General features: G+C 58.9%; 12 protein-coding genes and 1 riboswitch. Of the genes, 9 read left to right on the forward strand and 3 right to left on the reverse strand.

Features of this window, described 5'->3' with window-relative positions:
* Nucleotides 1-91: 91 nt before the first annotated feature.
* The 3 genes from DPEP_RS05915 (at nucleotide 92) to DPEP_RS05925 (ending at nucleotide 7,964) form a co-directional block, all read left to right on the forward strand.
* Nucleotides 92-5,293, forward strand: coding sequence for an Ig-like domain-containing alpha-2-macroglobulin family protein (locus DPEP_RS05915; protein WP_040382439.1), 5,202 nt, complete (start codon nucleotides 92-94; stop codon nucleotides 5,291-5,293).
* Between the two features lie 6 nt (nucleotides 5,294-5,299).
* Nucleotides 5,300-7,471 (forward strand): penicillin-binding protein 1C, encoded by a 2,172-nt coding sequence (gene pbpC, locus DPEP_RS05920; RefSeq protein WP_005660437.1) that lies wholly within the window; start codon nucleotides 5,300-5,302, stop codon nucleotides 7,469-7,471.
* A gap of 100 nt (nucleotides 7,472-7,571) precedes the next feature.
* Nucleotides 7,572-7,964, forward strand: a complete 393-nt coding sequence (locus tag DPEP_RS05925) for a class II SORL domain-containing protein (protein ID WP_005660439.1) — start codon at nucleotides 7,572-7,574, stop codon at nucleotides 7,962-7,964.
* A gap of 31 nt (nucleotides 7,965-7,995) precedes the next feature.
* Here the strand turns inward: DPEP_RS05925 and DPEP_RS05930 are convergent, their stop codons facing one another.
* The 3 genes from DPEP_RS05930 to DPEP_RS13255 all read right to left on the reverse strand — a co-directional run bounded on the left by DPEP_RS05930 (nucleotide 7,996) and on the right by DPEP_RS13255 (nucleotide 11,202).
* Nucleotides 7,996-10,560 carry an SEL1-like repeat protein gene (locus DPEP_RS05930; protein WP_005660442.1) on the reverse strand — a complete coding sequence of 855 codons (2,565 nt, stop codon included), beginning with the start codon at nucleotides 10,558-10,560 and terminating at the stop codon, nucleotides 7,996-7,998.
* A 10-nt stretch (nucleotides 10,561-10,570) separates the two neighbouring features.
* The gene (locus tag DPEP_RS05935; RefSeq protein WP_005660445.1) at nucleotides 10,571-10,849 is read right to left on the reverse strand and encodes a hypothetical protein; all 279 of its coding nucleotides are present in this window, start codon (nucleotides 10,847-10,849) and stop codon (nucleotides 10,571-10,573) included.
* Between the two features lie 182 nt (nucleotides 10,850-11,031).
* Complete coding sequence (locus DPEP_RS13255) at nucleotides 11,032-11,202, reverse strand: hypothetical protein (protein WP_005660447.1); 171 nt, start codon at nucleotides 11,200-11,202, stop codon at nucleotides 11,032-11,034.
* Nucleotides 11,203-11,878: 676 nt separating this feature from the next.
* Here DPEP_RS13255 and DPEP_RS05940 point away from each other — a divergent pair.
* The 6 genes from DPEP_RS05940 (at nucleotide 11,879) to DPEP_RS05965 (ending at nucleotide 17,626) form a co-directional block, all read left to right on the forward strand.
* On the forward strand, nucleotides 11,879-12,433 hold the full coding sequence (locus tag DPEP_RS05940; RefSeq protein WP_005660450.1) for an HdeD family acid-resistance protein: 555 nt from the start codon (nucleotides 11,879-11,881) through the stop codon (nucleotides 12,431-12,433).
* Nucleotide 12,434: 1 nt separating this feature from the next.
* Nucleotides 12,435-13,364: a DHH family phosphoesterase gene (locus tag DPEP_RS05945; RefSeq protein ID WP_005660453.1), complete on the forward strand. Its 930-nt coding sequence runs from the start codon at nucleotides 12,435-12,437 to the stop codon at nucleotides 13,362-13,364.
* 379 nt (nucleotides 13,365-13,743) lie between these two features.
* Entirely contained in the window at nucleotides 13,744-13,944 is a 201-nt protein-coding gene (locus DPEP_RS13260; protein WP_005660455.1) for a hypothetical protein, read from the forward strand.
* Entirely contained in the window at nucleotides 13,935-14,594 is a 660-nt protein-coding gene (locus DPEP_RS05955) for a GGDEF domain-containing protein (protein WP_050771303.1), read from the forward strand. The genes DPEP_RS13260 and DPEP_RS05955 overlap by 10 nt, the downstream gene beginning before the upstream one ends.
* Nucleotides 14,585-16,561 (forward strand): methyl-accepting chemotaxis protein, encoded by a 1,977-nt coding sequence (locus tag DPEP_RS05960; RefSeq protein WP_005660458.1) that lies wholly within the window; start codon nucleotides 14,585-14,587, stop codon nucleotides 16,559-16,561. Before DPEP_RS05955 ends, DPEP_RS05960 begins: the two co-directional genes overlap by 10 nt.
* Before the next feature lie 92 nt (nucleotides 16,562-16,653).
* Nucleotides 16,654-16,743: riboswitch (SAM riboswitch) on the forward strand.
* 82 nt (nucleotides 16,744-16,825) lie between these two features.
* Complete coding sequence (locus DPEP_RS05965; protein ID WP_005660459.1) at nucleotides 16,826-17,626, forward strand: MetQ/NlpA family ABC transporter substrate-binding protein; 801 nt, start codon at nucleotides 16,826-16,828, stop codon at nucleotides 17,624-17,626.
* Nucleotides 17,627-17,644 lie beyond the last annotated feature (18 nt).

Below are 17,644 nucleotides of genomic sequence, written 5' to 3' on the forward strand. Positions count from 1 at the left end.
GATGGGTCTTACAGCACAATAATAACCTAGGATGCCGAAATAAGACAACTCGACTCGGCACGAAAATATGTCTCGGAGGTGACGATCCGCAATGAGAAGGGATCTGATGGTTCTTTATCTGTTTCTGTTGGTTTTTTCGTCGTCCGTAGCTTTCGGAGCGGATGACTTCACGGTTCGTAGCTTTACGCCTCGAGGGGAGGTCTCGGGAAAACCGGATATCAAGGTTGTCTTTTCCTCCCCCGTAGTTCCAGACACTTTACTTGGGAAGATACTGCCGGCGGACCAGGTTCCTCTCGACTTTTCACCGTCTCTGTCTGGCAGGGCCGTATGGGACGATCCCCAGACCTTGCTATTTACCCCGGATACCCCCCTCTCTCGGGCTACCTTCTACAGGGCCACGGTCGAGCCGGTCAGAGACCTGTCCGGGCGGTTGCTGGCCGGAACCCAGACCTTTTCCTTCAACACCCCTCCTCTCAGGCTCCTGTCGGCGAGACAGGTGTCCATAACGCCTTACGGGGAGATGTCAGTGGAGCTTCGGTTTTCAATGCCGGTGCCTCCCAAGAGGCTTCTCGGCTTTCTCTCCGGGAGGTCAGACGGTAAGTCCGTAAGGCTCCGTCCTCAGGGAGAGGTGCCCTCGGACAGGATAACCGTAGCGTCCGAAAGGATATCCGGTGACAGCCTTACTGTGGTGGTCGAGAAGGGGCTTACCTCCGACGAGGGGCCTCTCGGACTTGAGAAGACCGAAAAGGTCACCTTGAAACCCTCGTCGTTCGTAAAGATAACGGGAACCTATACCGAGACGGAGACGGTCGACAGAGGCAAGATAGTGATCTATACCTCCAGGCCGGTGGATCCCGGAGACGTAAAGGGATACGTCTCCGTCTCTCCCGAGAGGTCCTTCCGGGTGGAGTCGACCTACGGCGGTTTCGCCTTGGTAGGAGAGTTTCCCCCGAGAGAGAGGATAGTCCTGTCACTTAAAAAGGGCTTGGGAGGTGGGGACGGACTCGTGGCCGACGAGAGGCGGACCTTCATCATGCCCGACGTGCCCCGGTCGATCCGTTTTCCCGTCGCCGGGACATTTCTGACACCGTTTGACGATCCCAGGGTAGCCGTGGAGACGGTGAACGTCGACAGGTTGAGGCTTCGGGGATGGAAGCTCTACCCAAACAACGTGCCGGTCGCCATGGGGGTCCTGGACGGAGGGTCGGAGCTTTCCACTTCTCTGACGAGACGCCTGGAGGACTGGGAGCTCCCGATCGATAACAGGGTTAACGAGACTATACGAGGCGCGGTGGATCTGGAGGCCTATCTCGGTCAGTCCAGGGGGGTCTTCATGCTGGAGGCCTCCGACGAGGACTCCGGATGGACCAGGGCCAGACAGCTGGTTACACTGACGGATCTCGGCCTTTCCGCCAGGGTCTACGACGACGGCCTGATGGTATGGCTCGACAGGCTGTCCACGGGCAAACCGGTTGAGGGGGCGGAGATATCGGTATACTCCTCCAGCAACCAGCTTTTGGCGGAGGGAGTCACGGATGGAGACGGGATCTGGTCCGCCGTCCGCGACGGCGACTGGGATCCTCAGCTTCTCCCGTCGGTGGTGGTGGCCCGGCTTGACGAGGACCTGACCTTTCTGTCCCTGTCGGGCAACCTGTTCGCAGACAACGGTCTGGACGTGTCCGGCGCCCCCTGGAACGAGACCTACGAGGGACAATGTTTGCTGCCCCGTGGGATATTCCGTCCGGGCGAGTCGGTTCAGATTACCTCGGTGGTTAGAGGCCCCAGGATGTCCATACCGGGGCGTTTCCCTCTGATGTGGCGATTGGTCGATTCCCTGGGATACGAGATGTTCCGTGGCAGGGCCGAGCTGTCCTCCTCCGGAACCGCCACGGGTTCCTTCGATCTGCCAGACGCAGCTCCCTCGGGAAAGTACCGCTTCGAGCTGTTCGTGCCGGGCGATGAAGGATCTCCCCTCGCCGACGCTTCTTTCCTGGTGGAGGACTTCACCCCTCCCAAGATAGAGCTTGGGTTGAACGTTCCGGAGGGACCTCTTTCCTCCGGCGGAACCATGGACCTGTCCTTCCGGGCCGACTATCTCTTCGGAGCGCCAGCGGGCGGTCTTTCCTGGGAGGCGAAGGCCTTCTCCAGGGAATCGGTCTACCGTTCCGAGAGGTTCCCCGACTTCTCCTTCGGCGACGGCGAGATCTCCTACGAGGGCAGAGAGATCTACCTCGGAGGCGGCGATCTGGACGGTTCCGGAGAGGGGCGCCTTTCCTGGACCGTTCCGGACGACTGGAGAACCCCTCCCATGATAGATCTGGCTGTGAGCCTAAACGTTATGGAGGCAGGCGGCCGCTGGGTTACCCGGACGGAGGTCGTCCCATGCGCCTTGAACCCGATGCAGATAGGGGTTAGATTCCCCGAGGGCGACATTCTGCCTGACGAGCCGGTCCAGCTGAAAATAGCGGCCGTGACCCCTAAGGACGATCCGATCCGTTCCGGCGAGATATCCTGGACCCTTTTCTCCCTGGCGGATCGCCCGGTTCTCGTGCGGGACGACGGCAGGACCAGGATGAGATGGGAGGAGGAGAGGTCGGAGGTGGCCTCCGGGAAGGCCGAGTTAAAGGACGGTCTGGCCGATCTCACAGTGGTACCGGAAGGGGAAGGACGCTATCTGCTGACTTTCTCCGGAAAGGGAGGTTCCACCGGATCGGTCAGATTCGACGCCTGGACCCCATGGGGAGGGGCGTCCAGAAAGGCGGTGCTTCCCGGGAAGGTCGAGCTGACCTTGGATAAAGAGAGCTATAGCTTCGGAGACAAGGCCGTCCTCACCTACAGCGCTCCCTTCACCGGAACGGGGCTGTTTACCTTCGAGGCCGAGGGGATTATAGAGCGGAAGATCGTAGACGTGTCCGAGCCGGAGGGGCGGATCGAGTTCGTTCCGTCCTCCGAGGCATGGCCGAACGGCTGGTGCACCTTCCAGGTAGTGCGTCCCGTCTCCGATAAGGACGAATGGGGATCCCACAGGGCTCTCGGGGTCGTGCCGGTAAAGATGGACCTCGGCTACAGGGCCTCCGTGTCTCTGGACGTGCCGGAAAAGGCGGAACCGGGCGGGACCCTGAATCTGTCCGTCGAGGTAAGAGACGGCGAAGGGAAGCCCCTATCGGGAGATCTCTGGATAGCCCTGGTGGACAAGGGTATATTGGGGCTGACCGGCCACGAGACCCCCGATCCATGGGAGGCTTTCACCGCCAGAAGAGCTCTGGCGTCCAGGGCCTCGGACCTTTACGACGAGCTGATGCCCATAGAGTCGAGGGAGACTCCTCTGCTTCATCCCGCCGGAGGTGACGGCGCCGAGGCCAGGGCCGCCTTCGGGGTAAATCTGTCTCCCGTCAGGGCCAGGGGATTCAGGGTCCTCTCGATGGTGAAGATCATGGCCTCCGAGGGGGGGAAGACCGATCTGTCCTTCGACCTTCCGGAGTTCTCCGGCGGGGCCAGGGTCATGGCGGTATTCTCAGGCTCCTCGGTGGGGTCGGCCAATTCTGACCTGTCCATATCCCGCCCGATCACCGTCGATCCGACCGTTCCGGATGCATTGGCTCCGGGAGACCTTTTATTGGTGCCGGTGCAGATCATATCGACGGCGAAGGAGGACCTGAAGCTTCGCATGGAGATGAAAGCGGAGGGATCTTTGTCTTTGGAGGAAGCGTTCTCCGACGATCTGGTCCTTCCTGCTGGGGAGAGCTCGGTGATCTACCTGAAGGTTCGCGGTTCCGATCGGGCCGGAACTGGCTCTCTATCGGTACGGCTTCTCGGAGACGGAATGGACTTCTCCGTCCGGAGGGACACGGTGGTTCGACCTCCCATGCCCAGGATAACCATTTCCGGAAGCGAGGCCCTGGATAAGGGCGTTTTCGAGATGCCGGAGAAGGGCAGATGGTTCCCCGGAACCCTGAGGGCCTCTCTGTATCTCTCCGGTGCGCCTAACGCCGACCTGATGCCTCTGATCCAGTTTTTGGACCGCTATCCCTACGGGTGCCTGGAGCAGACCGTGTCGGCCCTGTGGCCGTCGGTGACCCTCGGGGACATGGCCGACAGGGTGGGACGGTCTATCTCCGTGCCGGACAGGATCGCTCGACTGCAGACTATGCAGCTCTACGACGGAAGTTTTTCCTACTGGCCGGAGGGCGATGTGGACCTGTGGGGAAGCCTCTATGCCGCCCATCTGCTGGCCTTGATGGCCGAGGACGAGGTACCCCTGTCGATGATGCAAAGGACCGAGGGATATCTACGGTCGGTTCTCTCCGAGAGCTCCGAGTCGGCCTTCGACCTCTCCCGAAAGGCCTATGCCGCCTATGTGATGTCCCTTTCCGGTCAGCCCCCTCTGGGGTGGATGGCCTGGCTCTCGGAGAGGATAGGAGAGATGGATTCGGCCGGAAGGTACCTTCTTGCAGGCGCCTACGGTCTGGCGGGAAAGAGGGACTTGGGACTCAAACTGCTAGGAGGGGCGGACCTGTCCGGTTCCGATCGTTACGGTTCCGCCGTCAGGGATATGGCACTTCGGCTTCTGGCCATGGAGGAGCTGGCACCCGGTTCGTCCGACGAGGCGTTTTTGGCCGCACAGCTCTCCAAGGCGGTAGAGGCCGGCGACCTCTCGACCCACGAGGCCGGTCTGGCGGTCCTCACCTTGGGCCGTTTTGCCCGGAAGAGCGACGTCAAGCCATTCTTCGCCGAGGTTACCGGTAGCGGCGACGCCTTCAAGATGGCCGCCGGAGACGAGCTGGCCCTTTCCTCCGATTCCTTCGTATCCTGGAGGGTGGATAACGCCGGACCGGGACGGCTGTTTTGCGGTTGGAGCCTTTCCGGCGTGCCTCTCGATCCGGTGGAGCCCTTCGACAGGGGGATTTCGGTACGTCGAATATTGAAGAACGCCGACGGAGAACCGATCGACGGGAACGAGCCCCTCTCGTTAGGAGACGAGGTGGTCCTTTCCATAGAGATAACTCCCACGGGAACGGTGAAGGACCTGGTCGTAGTGGACATGCTTCCCGGATGTCTGGAGGTGTGGAAGACACCCTCGGGGTTCATCTCCGGAGGTTCCGCTGTGAGGCGAGACGTGCGATTCGATCGGGTGCTGTTCTTCCCCTCGTCGGTGGAGAAGACCTTGAAGCTGGAATATCGTTGCCGCGTCACAGCCAGAGGGGATTTCCTGTGGCCTCCAGTCTACGCGGAGGGAATGTACGATTCCTCCATCAGGAGCGTGAGCGGCGGAGGCCGTCTCTTGGTCCGATAGGCCGTCATGAAAAGAAAATATCTGTTGTGCGCGATTCCGGGGCTGCCCTTAGCGGCGGCCCTGGCCGTTTGGATCGCCTCTTTCTCCGTAAGCCCGGTTACCGTTCGGGAGGTGGCCTCTCTGGATCGGTCTCCCCGGGTTGCCGATCGGGACGGAGAGGTTTTGTGGGTGGGACTCACCTCGGAGGACAAACTCTGTCTGCCACTCTCTCTGGACGAGATGGGGAGGTGGTTGCCGTTGGTCTTGATAGAGGTGGAGGACCGACGTTTTCGAAAACACCACGGAGTGGACTGGCTCGGTCTGGTTCGGGCCGCGGTCCAGAATGTCCGAAGCGGCGGCATCGTCTCGGGAGGTTCCACGATAACCAGCCAGCTGATAAGGATGGCAAGGCCCAGGGAAAGGACCTTTTCCGCCAAGGCCAGGGAGTTCCTCCAGGCCATCGACCTGGAGCGTAGGCTATCCAAGGACGGGATACTGGAGATGTATCTGAATCGGGCTCCTTTTGGAGGAGTCCTTCAAGGAGCCGGGGCCGCCTCTCTCGGATGGTGGGGAAAATCTCCGAAGGACCTCTCCCTGGCAGAGGCCGCCGTCTTGGTGGCCATGTTGAAGGGCCCCACCAGATACCGCCCCGACCTCCATCCCGAGAGGCTTCGAACCAGGAGAGACCGTATACTGAGGGATCTGGGCAAGAGAGGGGTCGTCTCGGAAGAGGCGGTTATTCTGGCCATGGAGGAACCCCTGCCCGGGAATATCTCCATTCCTGATCGGGATTTCCTGTTCGTGTCGAAGGTGTTGGAGGAGTCCCCCGAAGGGGGCCGGTCCACCCTGGATCGAAAGGTTCAGCTTCTCCTGGAGGAAGCTATATCATCGGCCTTGAGGGGGATGTCCAGGAAGGTGACCGCGGCGGCGGCCCTGGTCGACAACCGAGACGGTTCCGTCAGAGGCTACGTGGGGAACGGTCGGTTCGACCAGGACAGATCCTGGAGCTGGGTGGACTGTTGCGATTCTCCCCGTTCTCCCGGGTCCACCCTGAAGCCCTTCGTCTACGCCATGGCCTTTGAGGGGGGGCAGCTGTCTCCGTCGTCCTTGATGGCGGATACCCCTCTGTCCTTGTCCGGCAGGGCGCCCAGAAACTTCGATCTTCGCTATCGTGGCCCGGTCTCCGCCTCCGACGCCTTGGCGGACTCGCTGAACGTTCCGGCAGTGAGGGTCCTCAGGTCCGTCGGGGCGGAGCGTTTCCTCCATCGTCTCAGGACGTTGGGATTCTCCCTTTTGAGGGAGGACGGCGATCACTACGGCGACTCTTTGATTCTCGGAGGATGCGAGGTTACCTTGCTGGAACTTCTGAGGGCTTTCTCGACCCTGGCGACCTGTCGAAGCCGTCCTCTGTCCTTTCTGGAGGGGACGGGAGGGGCTCGATGGGAGGATTGTCCTTTTTCCGACGAGAGCTCCTTCCTAGTGGGGGAAATACTCCGGGATTCGGACAGACTCTCCCCTTATCTGAGATCCCTCCTGTCCGGTAAGGCGGAGATAGCCTTCAAGACCGGGACCTCCTACGGATTCAGGGATGCCTGGGCTGTAGCCTGGAACGAGAGTTGGACCCTCGCAGTGTGGTTCGGAGATCCCGAGGGCACGCCTCATCCCGAGCTGGTGGGCCTTTCCGCCTCTGTCCCGGTCGTCGTAGAGGTGATGTCCAGGTTGGGAGGGACCATGCCCCTCCCTCCAGCGGGGGTGTCCAGGCGGACCGTCTGTTCTCTCTCCGGGCTGCCTCTCAACTCGGCCTGTCCATCCGGAGAGGAGGCCTGGTATATCCCGGGTGTCTCGCCGGAAAGCCCCTGCGACATGCACCGCTGGACCGGCGGAAAATCGGTCACGGTTCTCCCTCCGGAGCTGGCGGCCTGGGGAAGGGCTAGGGAGACCTCCTTGACCATCGTCTCTCCTCTGGACGGGGCGGAGTATCTCATGCCCCCTCTGGGAGAGCCTCCGAGGATCCCCCTTTCCTGCGAGGGGGCGTCGGGAAAGGTCTCCTGGTTCGTCGACGGGCTTCACCTGGGAACGGTCCCGGAGGGAAGAAGACTTTTCTGGTCTATCTCGGAGGGGCGGCACAGGATATCGGCGGTGGACGAAAAGGGCAGGAGCGACAGGGCGGTCGTGAAGGTAACACCCTGGGGTAGATAGAGTATATCCTACGAAAATACTTGACTTTATTCTCTCCAAAGGGCATAATTTCAGAGGAGGTCAAGAGACCTACAGCATTGAGACGAAGGAGGTTCTAGATATGAAGTTCGGAGAACTGCTTCAGAGCGGGGACTGGAAGGGCGAGAAACACGTACCGGTGATCGAGGCTCCCGAAAAAGTTAAGGCGGGAGAGTCTTTCGACGTTGCCTTGAGCGTAGGCAAAGAGATAGCTCATCCCAACACGACGGAACATCACATCTGCTGGATAAAGCTTTCCTTCAAGCCCGAAGGGGATAAGTTTGGCTACGAGGTGGCCAAGGTCGATTTCGATGGTCACGGGGCCTCCGTGAAGGGAGCCAACGAGGGGCCGGTATTCACCGATCCCTACGGAGTGGTGAGGTTGAACCTGAAGACCTCGGGAACCCTCATAGCCACTTCCTACTGCAACATTCACGGTTTCTGGGAGTCCTCTCAGGATATCGTAGCGGAGTAAAACAAACCTTTGTCCATGAGAAAAGGAGGCCTCAGGCCTCCTTTTTTTCGTCCATATCGTTTCCGACCGAGGGAACAGGGGGCAGGTCGCTTCCGAAGGGAAGACGGGGCATGTCTTCCTTGCCTATGGCGAAGTCCTTGTCCCGTTCCATCTCGTCCAGTACCTCTCTGGCCTCGGCACTTCCGCCCTCCATGGCCATGGTAAGCCATGTCTTGGCGGCTTTAACGTCCCTGGAGACGGCGTTTCCCCTCTCGTAGAGGCATCCCAGATAGAACTGTGCGTCCCTGTAGCCTTCCTTGGCCGCTCTGGAGAACCAGTGGAAGGCCGAGCTCTCGTCGGGAGAGAGATAGGGACCTCCGTAGAGATACAGGACCGCCAGGTTGTACTGGGCCGGTACGTACCCCTGTTCAGCCGAGAGGGAGAACCATCTCAGAGCTGCCGGGTCGGACTGAGGAAGCCCCTCTCCGGTTATGTAGCGGATACCCAATTCGCACTGGGCCGGGGCGTATCCCCCCTGGGCCGCTCTCTCCATCCACATGATCGCCGACGATCTAAGCTCTTCGTCCTTTGAGTTCCAGAGGCACAGTCCCAGGTTGTACTGGGCCTGGAGGTTTCCCTGTTTCGCCGATTCACAGAACCAGCTCATGGCGGCGTTATGGCTCTTTACCAGCCCGTCCCCTTTCAGGTACATGGCTCCCAATGTGAACTGGGCCTTGTCGGATCCCTGCTCGGCGGCTTTTCTTATCCACTTCACCGCTTCCATCTTGTCCGGAGCCACCAGCTTCCCCTCGTCGTAGGCCAATCCCAGCCTCAACATGGCCCGCCTATCTCCTATGGATGCGGCCTGGTAAAGTCTGTAGAGGGCCGAGATCTCTCTGACAGGTCCTCCGTAATCTCCGGCGAAGAGACATCCCAGAGAGTAGGGGGCATCCCAGCTTCCGGCCTCTATAGCCTTTTCGAGCAGCTCTACCGCCCTTTCTCTGTTCCGTTCGACCCCTTTGCCCTTTTGATAGAGCAGGGCCAGATTGTAAAGGGCGTAGGGCTCCCCCTGTTTTGCGGCCTTGCCCAGCCAGGCCGCGGCGGCGGAGGGCACGAGAGCCACTCCGTCTCCCCGTTCGTATTGGACTCCCAGATTACACTGAGCTCCCGGATGACCCTGGAGAGCTGCCTTTCTGAACCATCTGGCCGCCTCTGCTGTGTCCCTGGGAACCGCCTCTCCCCGGGAGTAGAGCAGTCCCAGGTTGTACTGGGCCGATGGATAGCCTGCCTCTCCGGAGGCTATTAAATGTTCCATGGCCTCCTTTTCGTCTCTAGGAACTCCGGCTCCACGAAGATACATCAGCCCCAGGGCGCATTGTGACTCGGCGTTCCCTCGGTTCGAGGCTTTTCGGAACAGTTCCGCCGCCTTCGAGAGGTCTCTGGGAATTTCATCGCCCTCTCTGTACAGTGTTCCAAGGGAATACTGGGCCTCCGGGAGCCCCAGCTCGGCCGCTTTTTTCAGCCATAGGAGCGATTTTCCCAGGTCCTTAGGCAGAGAGGAGCCTTTCCTGTAGATAACAGACAGGTTGTACTGAGCCTCCGGTATACCCTGTTCCGCCGCCCTCCTGTACCACAGGGCCGACAAGGTTGGGTCCTTCTCGACCCCTATGCCCCTTTCGTAAAGGGTGGCGAGGGCGTACTGGGCCGGTCCGTGTCCCTGTCTAGCCGCCAGTCCAAACCAGTTCGCGGCTTCCTTGAAGGAACCTCCCTGTTGGCGACACAGCTGACCCAGGAGATACTGGGCCTCCGGGTTACCCCTGTCGGAAGCCATCTTGAGCCAGTCTTTGGCCTCCTCCTCTCTTCCGTTTCGGAGGAGGAACGCTCCGTAGGATAGCTGGGAATCGTCGTATCCCTCTTTAGCCGCTTTTTCGAGCCATTTATCCGCTTCTTCGACAAGTTTGGGATCGTCGCTTTTTCCAAGGAGGATACCCAGATCGTGCTGAGCGTAGATATGGCCTCCCTCTGCCGCCTTTCTCAGGAGCTCGACGGCCTTGCCCTCGTCTTTCTCGATTCCTCTGCCGAGGGAGAGAAGCCTACCGAGGTTATAGCATCCCGATATGTTTCCCTGTTCTGCTGCCATGGCGAACCACTTGGCTCCGTCTTCGTAGCGGGGCTCTCCCTCGTCGGGATTCATCGCCATCATCCCCAGGGCTATCTGGGCTGTCTGGTGTCCCTGGGAGGCCGCCTTCTCGAGCCAGTAGGTCGCCTTATAGCTGTCCTTGGGCGTTCCCTCTCCGTCTCGGAACATCAGACCGAGGTTGTATTGTCCGTCGGCCGATCCGCCCTTTGCAGCCTCTTTGTACCACTTCATGGCCTTGCCCTTGTCCTGGGAGACTCCGTTTCCCTGGTCGTAGAGGTATCCCAGAGTACACTGAGCCAGAGGATCCCCTTTTTCCGCCTCCGGGAGGAGGTGGGTATAGGCGTCCTTGTATCTTTTCTCCGAATAGGCCTTTACGGCCTGTCTCATGTCGGCTTTCGCCGGACCCGCGGAGAGGAGCATGGACAGAGAGAAGGAAAGGAGGATAGCTTGTTTTATCCTCTTAGAGGAAAGTCTCATATTCCGTCCCTCAGTCCATCGATGCCAGGTATTCTAGGAATTCCCTGATATCCTTCCCGCTCGTCCAGGGCACGTTGAAATTCTTGGCGTCCCTGAGCGAGTTATCCCTTCTTCCTAGCACTATACAGCTGAAGTCGTTGTTGTTGAAGGCTATGTCCAGCTTGTAGCGGGTGGTGAAATCATCGTCCATGACGAGGATCTTACCGTCCGGGGTCAGACAGGGCCTGAGCCCTTTCTCCTGGAAAATCCTTTCTATTCTGTTGGATAGTACGTCGGCGATATTTTCCATGGATCGTCATTCCTTTTCTTGGCGTCTTGAGCTCCAGCTCCTTGGGTCTAAAGTCCTTAGAGCATGAGCCTCTAGCAGTGTTTTGTCCATCCAAGTATAACAGAACAGATCCCTTTGGATATGAAAAAGGCCTTCGATCTGCCAATCGAAGGCCACGCGAGTGGGGTGAGGAAAGTCCGTCTTTAGCGGATGCCCTCGAAAGGACCGCGATAGCGAACCGAGTTTACCTCGAATTTCGCCGCGAACCGTCGCTCCTGGGGTATGGGGTCGCAGAGGGTGTAGCCTACGAAGGGGCCCTTGAATTCCTCGGCGACGTAGAAGGTTGCGCTGTTTCTCATCGTAGTTGTGGTCATGATCGACACTCCTTTTCTAGATTTGATTTTCATGTCTCTCGTTTTTCTTCTCTACTGTGCGTCGGATATAAAAAAGAGCGGGGTCCTCTAAAAGGGCCCCGCTCTCGGCAAATCGTCGTCACATAACGACAACGGCACCGGGAGGAGACCCGCAGCCGATAATTAGGACGACTATCATGACGACTATGGATATGTTAAAACTTCTTCCTACCATCTCGGGTTCCTCCTCTCCGATCGTTGTCTGAAAAGTTTAAGTTATTTTATCTCCGGTTCTGTGGGCTGTCAAGTGGCTAACGGAAAAATATAGGGCATCTGTAAAAACTCACGTCCGAGTTTCCTCGGAGAGGTCGTTTCGGCTCCGCCCTGTCTCGCTCGAACATATTCCCGACCTGCCTGTTTCGTACGGACTGCCTCGGAGGGCACGTCCTGTGCCCCCTCGGCTTGGGGCGACGTCCTGTCGCCCCATCTGTACTACACGACGGCAGATTCGGAAATATGGGCTCGAATGGGCTCTGCCGAAACGGCCTCTCCGAGGAGTGACGTTTTTAGAGATGCCCTATTAGGAACAGTTGCGATTTTCTATCTTACCCTCTCGATGATATACTCTCGTTAAGGATAAACGAGGTTTCCTAAAATGGCGTTCGTGAGCTTTTGATTTTGATATGGAGGATTGAGCATGATTACTTTGGTCGGTATGGATAGCGAGAGTATAAAGGCTCGAAAGGGCAGAGTGATGCTCGTGGGAGTCTGTCTCTTTCTGTTGGGGGCCCTGGCTGTGTCCATGCCCTTCATGGCTTCGCTGGCGGTGGAGACGTTGGTGGGATGGCTCATGGTCTCCGCCGGTGTCGTCCAGGCCGTCAGCGGGTATAGGGAGAGACGGCAGGGCCGTAGCGGAGCAGGGGATTTCCTGTGGGCTCTGTTGGCCGCTATGACAGGGATAATACTTTTGGCCAAGCCCCTGAGCGGCGTGGTTACCCTGACCATGATCCTGAGCGTCTACTTTGTCCTCGAGGGAGTCTTCAAGGTCTTCACCGCCCTTAAGCTCAGAGGGCTCGTAGGATGGGGCTGGCTCTTGGTCAGCGGTGTCCTGTCGCTCTTCCTGGCGGGGCTGATCTGGCATAATCTTTTCGCCGCGGCCTGGGGAGTCGGGCTTCTGGTCGGCATAAACCTGCTCTTCACCGGGGCGACCTTGTTCGCCCTCGGATTGAGACTTGGAAAGGAGTCATCGTAGCATGAGACTTCTGACCAGAAGCGACTTCGACGGCCTGATGTGTGCCGTGCTTTTGAAGGAAATGGGGGTTATGGACGAGAGAAAGTTCGTCCATCCCAAGGACATACAGGACGGACTGGTGGAGGCCGACGAGAACGACGTTCTGGCCAACGTTCCCTATCTTCCGGGATGCGGTCTGTGGTTCGATCATCACGCTTCCGAGGTGGAGAGGGAGGAGATGTTCCGCCACCACTGGGAGGGGGCCTGCGATCCGGGTGCCAAGAGCTGCGCCAGGGTCATCTTTGACTATTACGGCGGAGCGGAGGGGCCGCTTGCCAGGCTTAGCTATCTGGTGGACGTGGCGGACAAGGCGGATTCGGCGGACTTCTCCAGGGAAGAGATACTGAATCCGGAGGGGTGGGTCCTTTTGTCCTTCGTCATGGATCCCAGGACCGGCCTGGGCCGTTTCAGAGACTACAGAATATCGAATTACCAGCTTATGGACGACTTGGTCGAATATCTGAGAAACCACGACATAGACGAGATACTGGCCCTGGAGGACGTCAGAGAGAGGGTCGTCCGCTACAGGAGACATCAGCCTCTTTTCAGGGAGATGCTCACCAAAAAGAGCAAAGCCGAGGGAGACGCCATAGTCATAGATTTCGTCGGTAACGACGAGGCCTACGTCGGCAATCGTCATATAGAGTACGCCCTTTACCCCGATCAGAACATCTCCGTCCGGATCTTTGACGGCAAGAACGCCGAATTCTGCGTGATATCGGTGGGACACTCCATCTTGAACAGGACTTCCTCAGTGGACGTGGGAAAACTGATGCTCCGTTTCGGAGGGGGAGGTCACTTCAGGGTGGGTACCTGTCAGATCCCCTACGAGGATCGCCACAGGGTTCTGGAGGAGATTCTCGAGGAGATCAACGACGGTAGTTCCACTTAAAGACATCTCTAAAAACTCACGTCCGAGTTTTCTCGGGGAGGTCGTTTCGGCTCCGCCCTGTCTCGCCCGAACGTATTTTCGACCTGCCTGTTTCGTACGGACCGCCTCGGAGGGCACGTCCTGTGCCCCCTCGGCTTGGGGCGACGTCCTGTCGCTCCATTCGTACTACACGACGGCAGGTCGAAAATACGGGCTCGAATGGGCTCCTCCGAAACGACCTCCCCGAGGAGTGGCGTTTTTAGAGACGTCCTTAGAAAGATTCGTAAATGTTTCGTCAAGGGAGACGGCTGAAAAGCCGCCTCCCTTTTTACTTTGCCGTCATCTTGTCGTTACATCCCCGAAATCCTGGTCCTGTAACCTTTGAATGGAGGTGGTATCGGTGTCGGGAGCGACTATATTGGAGATATTTCTGTCTTGCGCTTTGGAGGAATTTCTCCGTCGAAACGGGGTGAAGACGGTGTTTCAGCCTGTGGTGGATTTTTTCGGTGCCAAAATATGGGGCTACGAGGCCCTTTCCAGGGGCGTTCCCCCGAGTTCGACCACGTGGTGGTCCTGGACGGGGCGAAACCGGTGGGACTGATAACTAGAAACGACTTTGCCGCCAAGATGGGTGGGGCCTACGGTTTCCATCTCTTCCAGAGCCGGCCTATAGAGGAGGTGGCGAAGAGGAACTTTCTGTCGGTGAGTCATAGTTGTTCGGTCCGTCTTCTGTCCCGGCTGGCCATGGAGAGGTGTCCCGAGGATATCTACGATCCCGTGGCAGTGGTGGACGCCAGAGGCGGCTATCTCGGTACGGTCACAATGAAGCAGGTGATAGCCCGTTCCGCCGAGATAGAGGTCCGTCAGGCCCTGACCTGCAATCCTTTGAGCGGCCTTCCCGGGAACCAGGACATACAGCGCTGGATATCCTGCGCCCAGCAGGGGGGAGGGGCCTTCTCTCTGATCTACGCCGACCTGGATCGCTTCAAGGAGTACAACGATACCTACGGATTCGTCGAGGGGGACGAGCTGATAAAGCTCACGGCCTCGGTTCTTCAGGAGGGGCTTATAGAGCTGGGATGCCGGGCCATGGTGGGGCACGTGGGAGGCGACGATTTTGTCGCAGTGATATCAGGGCCTTTGCCGGAGGACTATCTCGACGCCATCTGCAGGGAGTTCGATCGCCGCATCTCTGAAGCACATGGCCAAACGACGCACCTCCGAAGGGTAGGTTTTCCGATATGTCCCTGAGAAAAAGGCTGGTCTTTCTGGTGATAGCCATATGCGTCGCCATGGCCGGTCTGTCTCTGCTCTCCTCAAGAGGGGCCAGGGCGACCGTATCGGACCTTCTGGACGGAGGGCAGAACAGGGAGAGCAGGAGCTCCGCCGCGGCGGTGGCCAACTGGCTGAGGTCCATGGAGAACGTCCTGACCACCGGGAGCAGAAACCTGTCCTTCATGATAGAGGACTTAGGGCTTCTTCCCGGAACCGCCGGGAACTACATGAGAAACCTGACTGAGACCTCTCTTCCCATGGGGCTTTCCGACATCTACCTGGCCCTTCCCAGCGGTCGTTTCATGGACGGGAACATGTGGTTCCCCGAGGAGGACGATTACGATCCCAGGGCGGAGGGGTGGTATAGGAGAGCCGAGGAAGAGGGAGCCATGGTGCTCTCGTCCCCCTGGATCTCCCCCAGATCGGAGGAACCGGTAATGACACTGTCTCTGCCGGTCTACTCTCTGTACCAGGAGGGGCGGCTGCTGGGGGTGATGGGAGCGGATATTCCCGTGTCCTCCTTCGTCTCGGAGATAGTCTCTCTCTCCTCCGATGGGGTGGTTATACTGACGGCGCCGGACGGAGGGGTCTTGGCGGACAACCTTGACGACGGCGAAAGAGAGTCCATGGCGGCGGTATTCGACGCGATCGAGGAGGGAAGTTTGGACGAGGTCCCGGTCAGGACCGTGGACCTCGCAGACAGCCGCTACAGAGTGCTCACCTTCCCTCTTCCCAAGGGACTCTTTCTCTCTCTGGCCTCGGACGAGGCCTCTCTGCTGGCTCCTCTCAGGAGAATCGAGAGAGGTCAGACGGCTCTGGTGGCCATAGCGTTCGTCCTGGTGTCTCTGGTCATGTGGCTGTTCTGTCGAAGCTTTATGAGTCGCATCGCCAGGCTCACTTCCGTGGCCGAGGCGGCCATAGGAGGGGATCTCACCGTCTGTTGCGCCATGGCCGGACGGGACGAGCTGGCCCGGGTCGGCATGGCCATGGACGGTCTGGTGGACTTTCAGAGGACGGTGCTCCAGACTCTGAGGGACGGAAACGGCAGCATCCTGTCCAGCTCTTCCGGGCTGGGACAGGTGGCGGGCAGAATAGAGAACGTCTCTGCCGGGTTGCAGGAGGCCAGCTCTATATTGACCGAGGCCATGAACGAGAGCATCGAGGCGGTCAAGGCCGCCGAGGAAGGGGCTGCCTCTGTCACCGAGGGAGCTCACCATGTAGCTTCTTTGGTGGAGGAGGCAAAGAGAAGCTCGGACAGGACTCTGGGAGAGGTTCGAAAGGCCACGGAGCTGGCCCGCCAAAACGGCGGAGGCATGGCCTCCCTGGCCGAGGATTTCGCCTCCGTGTCGTCCGTGGCGGGGAGGCTGAGAGAGGGAGCCTCCGGCATAGAGTCCTTCGTCACCACCATAGGGAACATAGCGGAGCAGACCAACCTGCTGGCACTGAACGCGGCCATAGAGGCGGCCCGGGCCGGAGAGTCCGGCAGAGGCTTCGCCGTGGTCGCCCGTGAGGTCAGAGATCTCTCCGAGGAGAGTCGAGCCGCTGTGGCCAGGATAAGAGCTCTTTCCGATTCGGTCGTCTCCGACGTCACGGAGTTGGGAGGGATAGCCTCCGAGGGCGACGAGGCGGTTAAGGCGAACCAAAGCAGGTCGGAGAATCTCTATCTGGCGTTGGAGGCCATAGAGGCGGAGGCGGTGGACGTAAGCGAGAAGGCCGCAGGAGTGCTGGAACGGTCGGAGAACCAGACGAGACACAACGGCGAGGTCTCCGCCATGCTGTCCAGTCTCTCCGAGATGGCCGCCAAGGCTGCTCTGAGAGCGGGAGAGCTGGAGGATTCAGTGACGTCCCTCCTGGACGGAGTGGCGGGGCTCGGCAGGGAAAACCGAACCCTCATCGAACTGGCGGGACGACAGGAGGCCCTTATAGACCGTCATCGACTCTAGTGGCGACGAATATTTCGAACCTTGAGTCTTTTAGTTCCCCCTTGTCGTATAAGGGTAACCGTGGTATCGTTTCAGCCAACAACGAAATAAGCTGTTTATCCAGAGTCGGGGGAGAGAGTCAGCTCGCAGATCCCGCACCAACCTGCTTTATGGCAAGGTGGTCCTGCTGACATCGATGAGGAGCGACGGTCCTTTAAAAGGCCTTCCCATCGGGAAGGCCTTTTTTCATGGACCGTAAAATATCCTTGAGGAGGCGTTTTCACCATGAAGAGAATCGCGTTTTTGGCGGCTTCGGTCCTGATAGCCGGGCTGATTCTGTCCGGTCCGGCCGTTGCAGGGACCTTGGTAGTAGGGGCTACTCCGCTACCGCACTCGGAGCTTCTGGAGCTGGTGAGGGGAGATCTCGCCGAAAAGGGCGTGGATCTGAAAATAGTTGAGTTCACCGATTACGTCAGGCCCAACATGGCCTTGGACGAAGGATCGTTGGACGCCAATTTCTTCCAGCATCTGCCCTATCTAGAGGGTTTCGCCAGGGATCACCGCCTGGACCTAGTCTCCGCCGGATCTATACACGTGGAGCCCCTTGGTCTCTACTCGGGAAAGCATGGCTCTCTAAACGACCTTCCCGACGGGGCCGTCATAGCTATCCCCAGCGACAGCGTCAATGGAGGCCGCGCTCTGCTTCTGCTTCAGTCCGAGGGATTGATCTCCCTCTCCGATTCCGCCGGGCTGGAGGCCACCGAGTTCGACGTGGAGGATAACCCCAAGAATCTCCGTTTTCGTCCCATCGAATCGGCTCAGCTCCCTCGGGTTCTTCCCGACGTGGACGGGGCGGTCATAAACGGAAACTACGCCATGGAGGCTGGTCTTAAGCCTACCGAGGACGCTCTCTTGCTGGAGGGAGCCGATTCTCCCTATGCCAATATAGTGGCAGTAAGGGCCGGCGACTCGGACAGAGAGGACGTGAAGGCACTGGTGGAGGCTCTCCAGAGCGACAAGGTACGGGATTTCATACTCGAAAACTACGGAGGAGGGGTCGTCCCCGCCTTCGGGCCGGGCAGGTAAGCCGGTGAAGAGGAGGGT

This window comes from Dethiosulfovibrio peptidovorans DSM 11002 (assembly GCF_000172975.1).
Taxonomy (GTDB): domain Bacteria; phylum Synergistota; class Synergistia; order Synergistales; family Dethiosulfovibrionaceae; genus Dethiosulfovibrio; species Dethiosulfovibrio peptidovorans.

Bases quoted from the DNA above. Each gene is read 5' to 3' on its own strand.
- DPEP_RS05915 (WP_040382439.1), top strand. From the start codon at position 92: ATGAGAAGGGATCTGATGGTTCTTTATCTGTTTCTGTTGGTTTTTTCG.
- pbpC (WP_005660437.1), top strand. From the start codon at position 5,300: ATGAAAAGAAAATATCTGTTGTGCGCGATTCCGGGGCTGCCCTTAGCG.
- DPEP_RS05925 (WP_005660439.1), top strand. From the start codon at position 7,572: ATGAAGTTCGGAGAACTGCTTCAGAGCGGGGACTGGAAGGGCGAGAAA.
- DPEP_RS05930 (WP_005660442.1), bottom strand. From the start codon at position 10,560: ATGAGACTTTCCTCTAAGAGGATAAAACAAGCTATCCTCCTTTCCTTC.
- DPEP_RS05935 (WP_005660445.1), bottom strand. From the start codon at position 10,849: ATGGAAAATATCGCCGACGTACTATCCAACAGAATAGAAAGGATTTTC.
- DPEP_RS13255 (WP_005660447.1), bottom strand. From the start codon at position 11,202: ATGACCACAACTACGATGAGAAACAGCGCAACCTTCTACGTCGCCGAG.
- DPEP_RS05940 (WP_005660450.1), top strand. From the start codon at position 11,879: ATGATTACTTTGGTCGGTATGGATAGCGAGAGTATAAAGGCTCGAAAG.
- DPEP_RS05945 (WP_005660453.1), top strand. From the start codon at position 12,435: ATGAGACTTCTGACCAGAAGCGACTTCGACGGCCTGATGTGTGCCGTG.
- DPEP_RS05960 (WP_005660458.1), top strand. From the start codon at position 14,585: ATGTCCCTGAGAAAAAGGCTGGTCTTTCTGGTGATAGCCATATGCGTC.
- DPEP_RS05965 (WP_005660459.1), top strand. From the start codon at position 16,826: ATGAAGAGAATCGCGTTTTTGGCGGCTTCGGTCCTGATAGCCGGGCTG.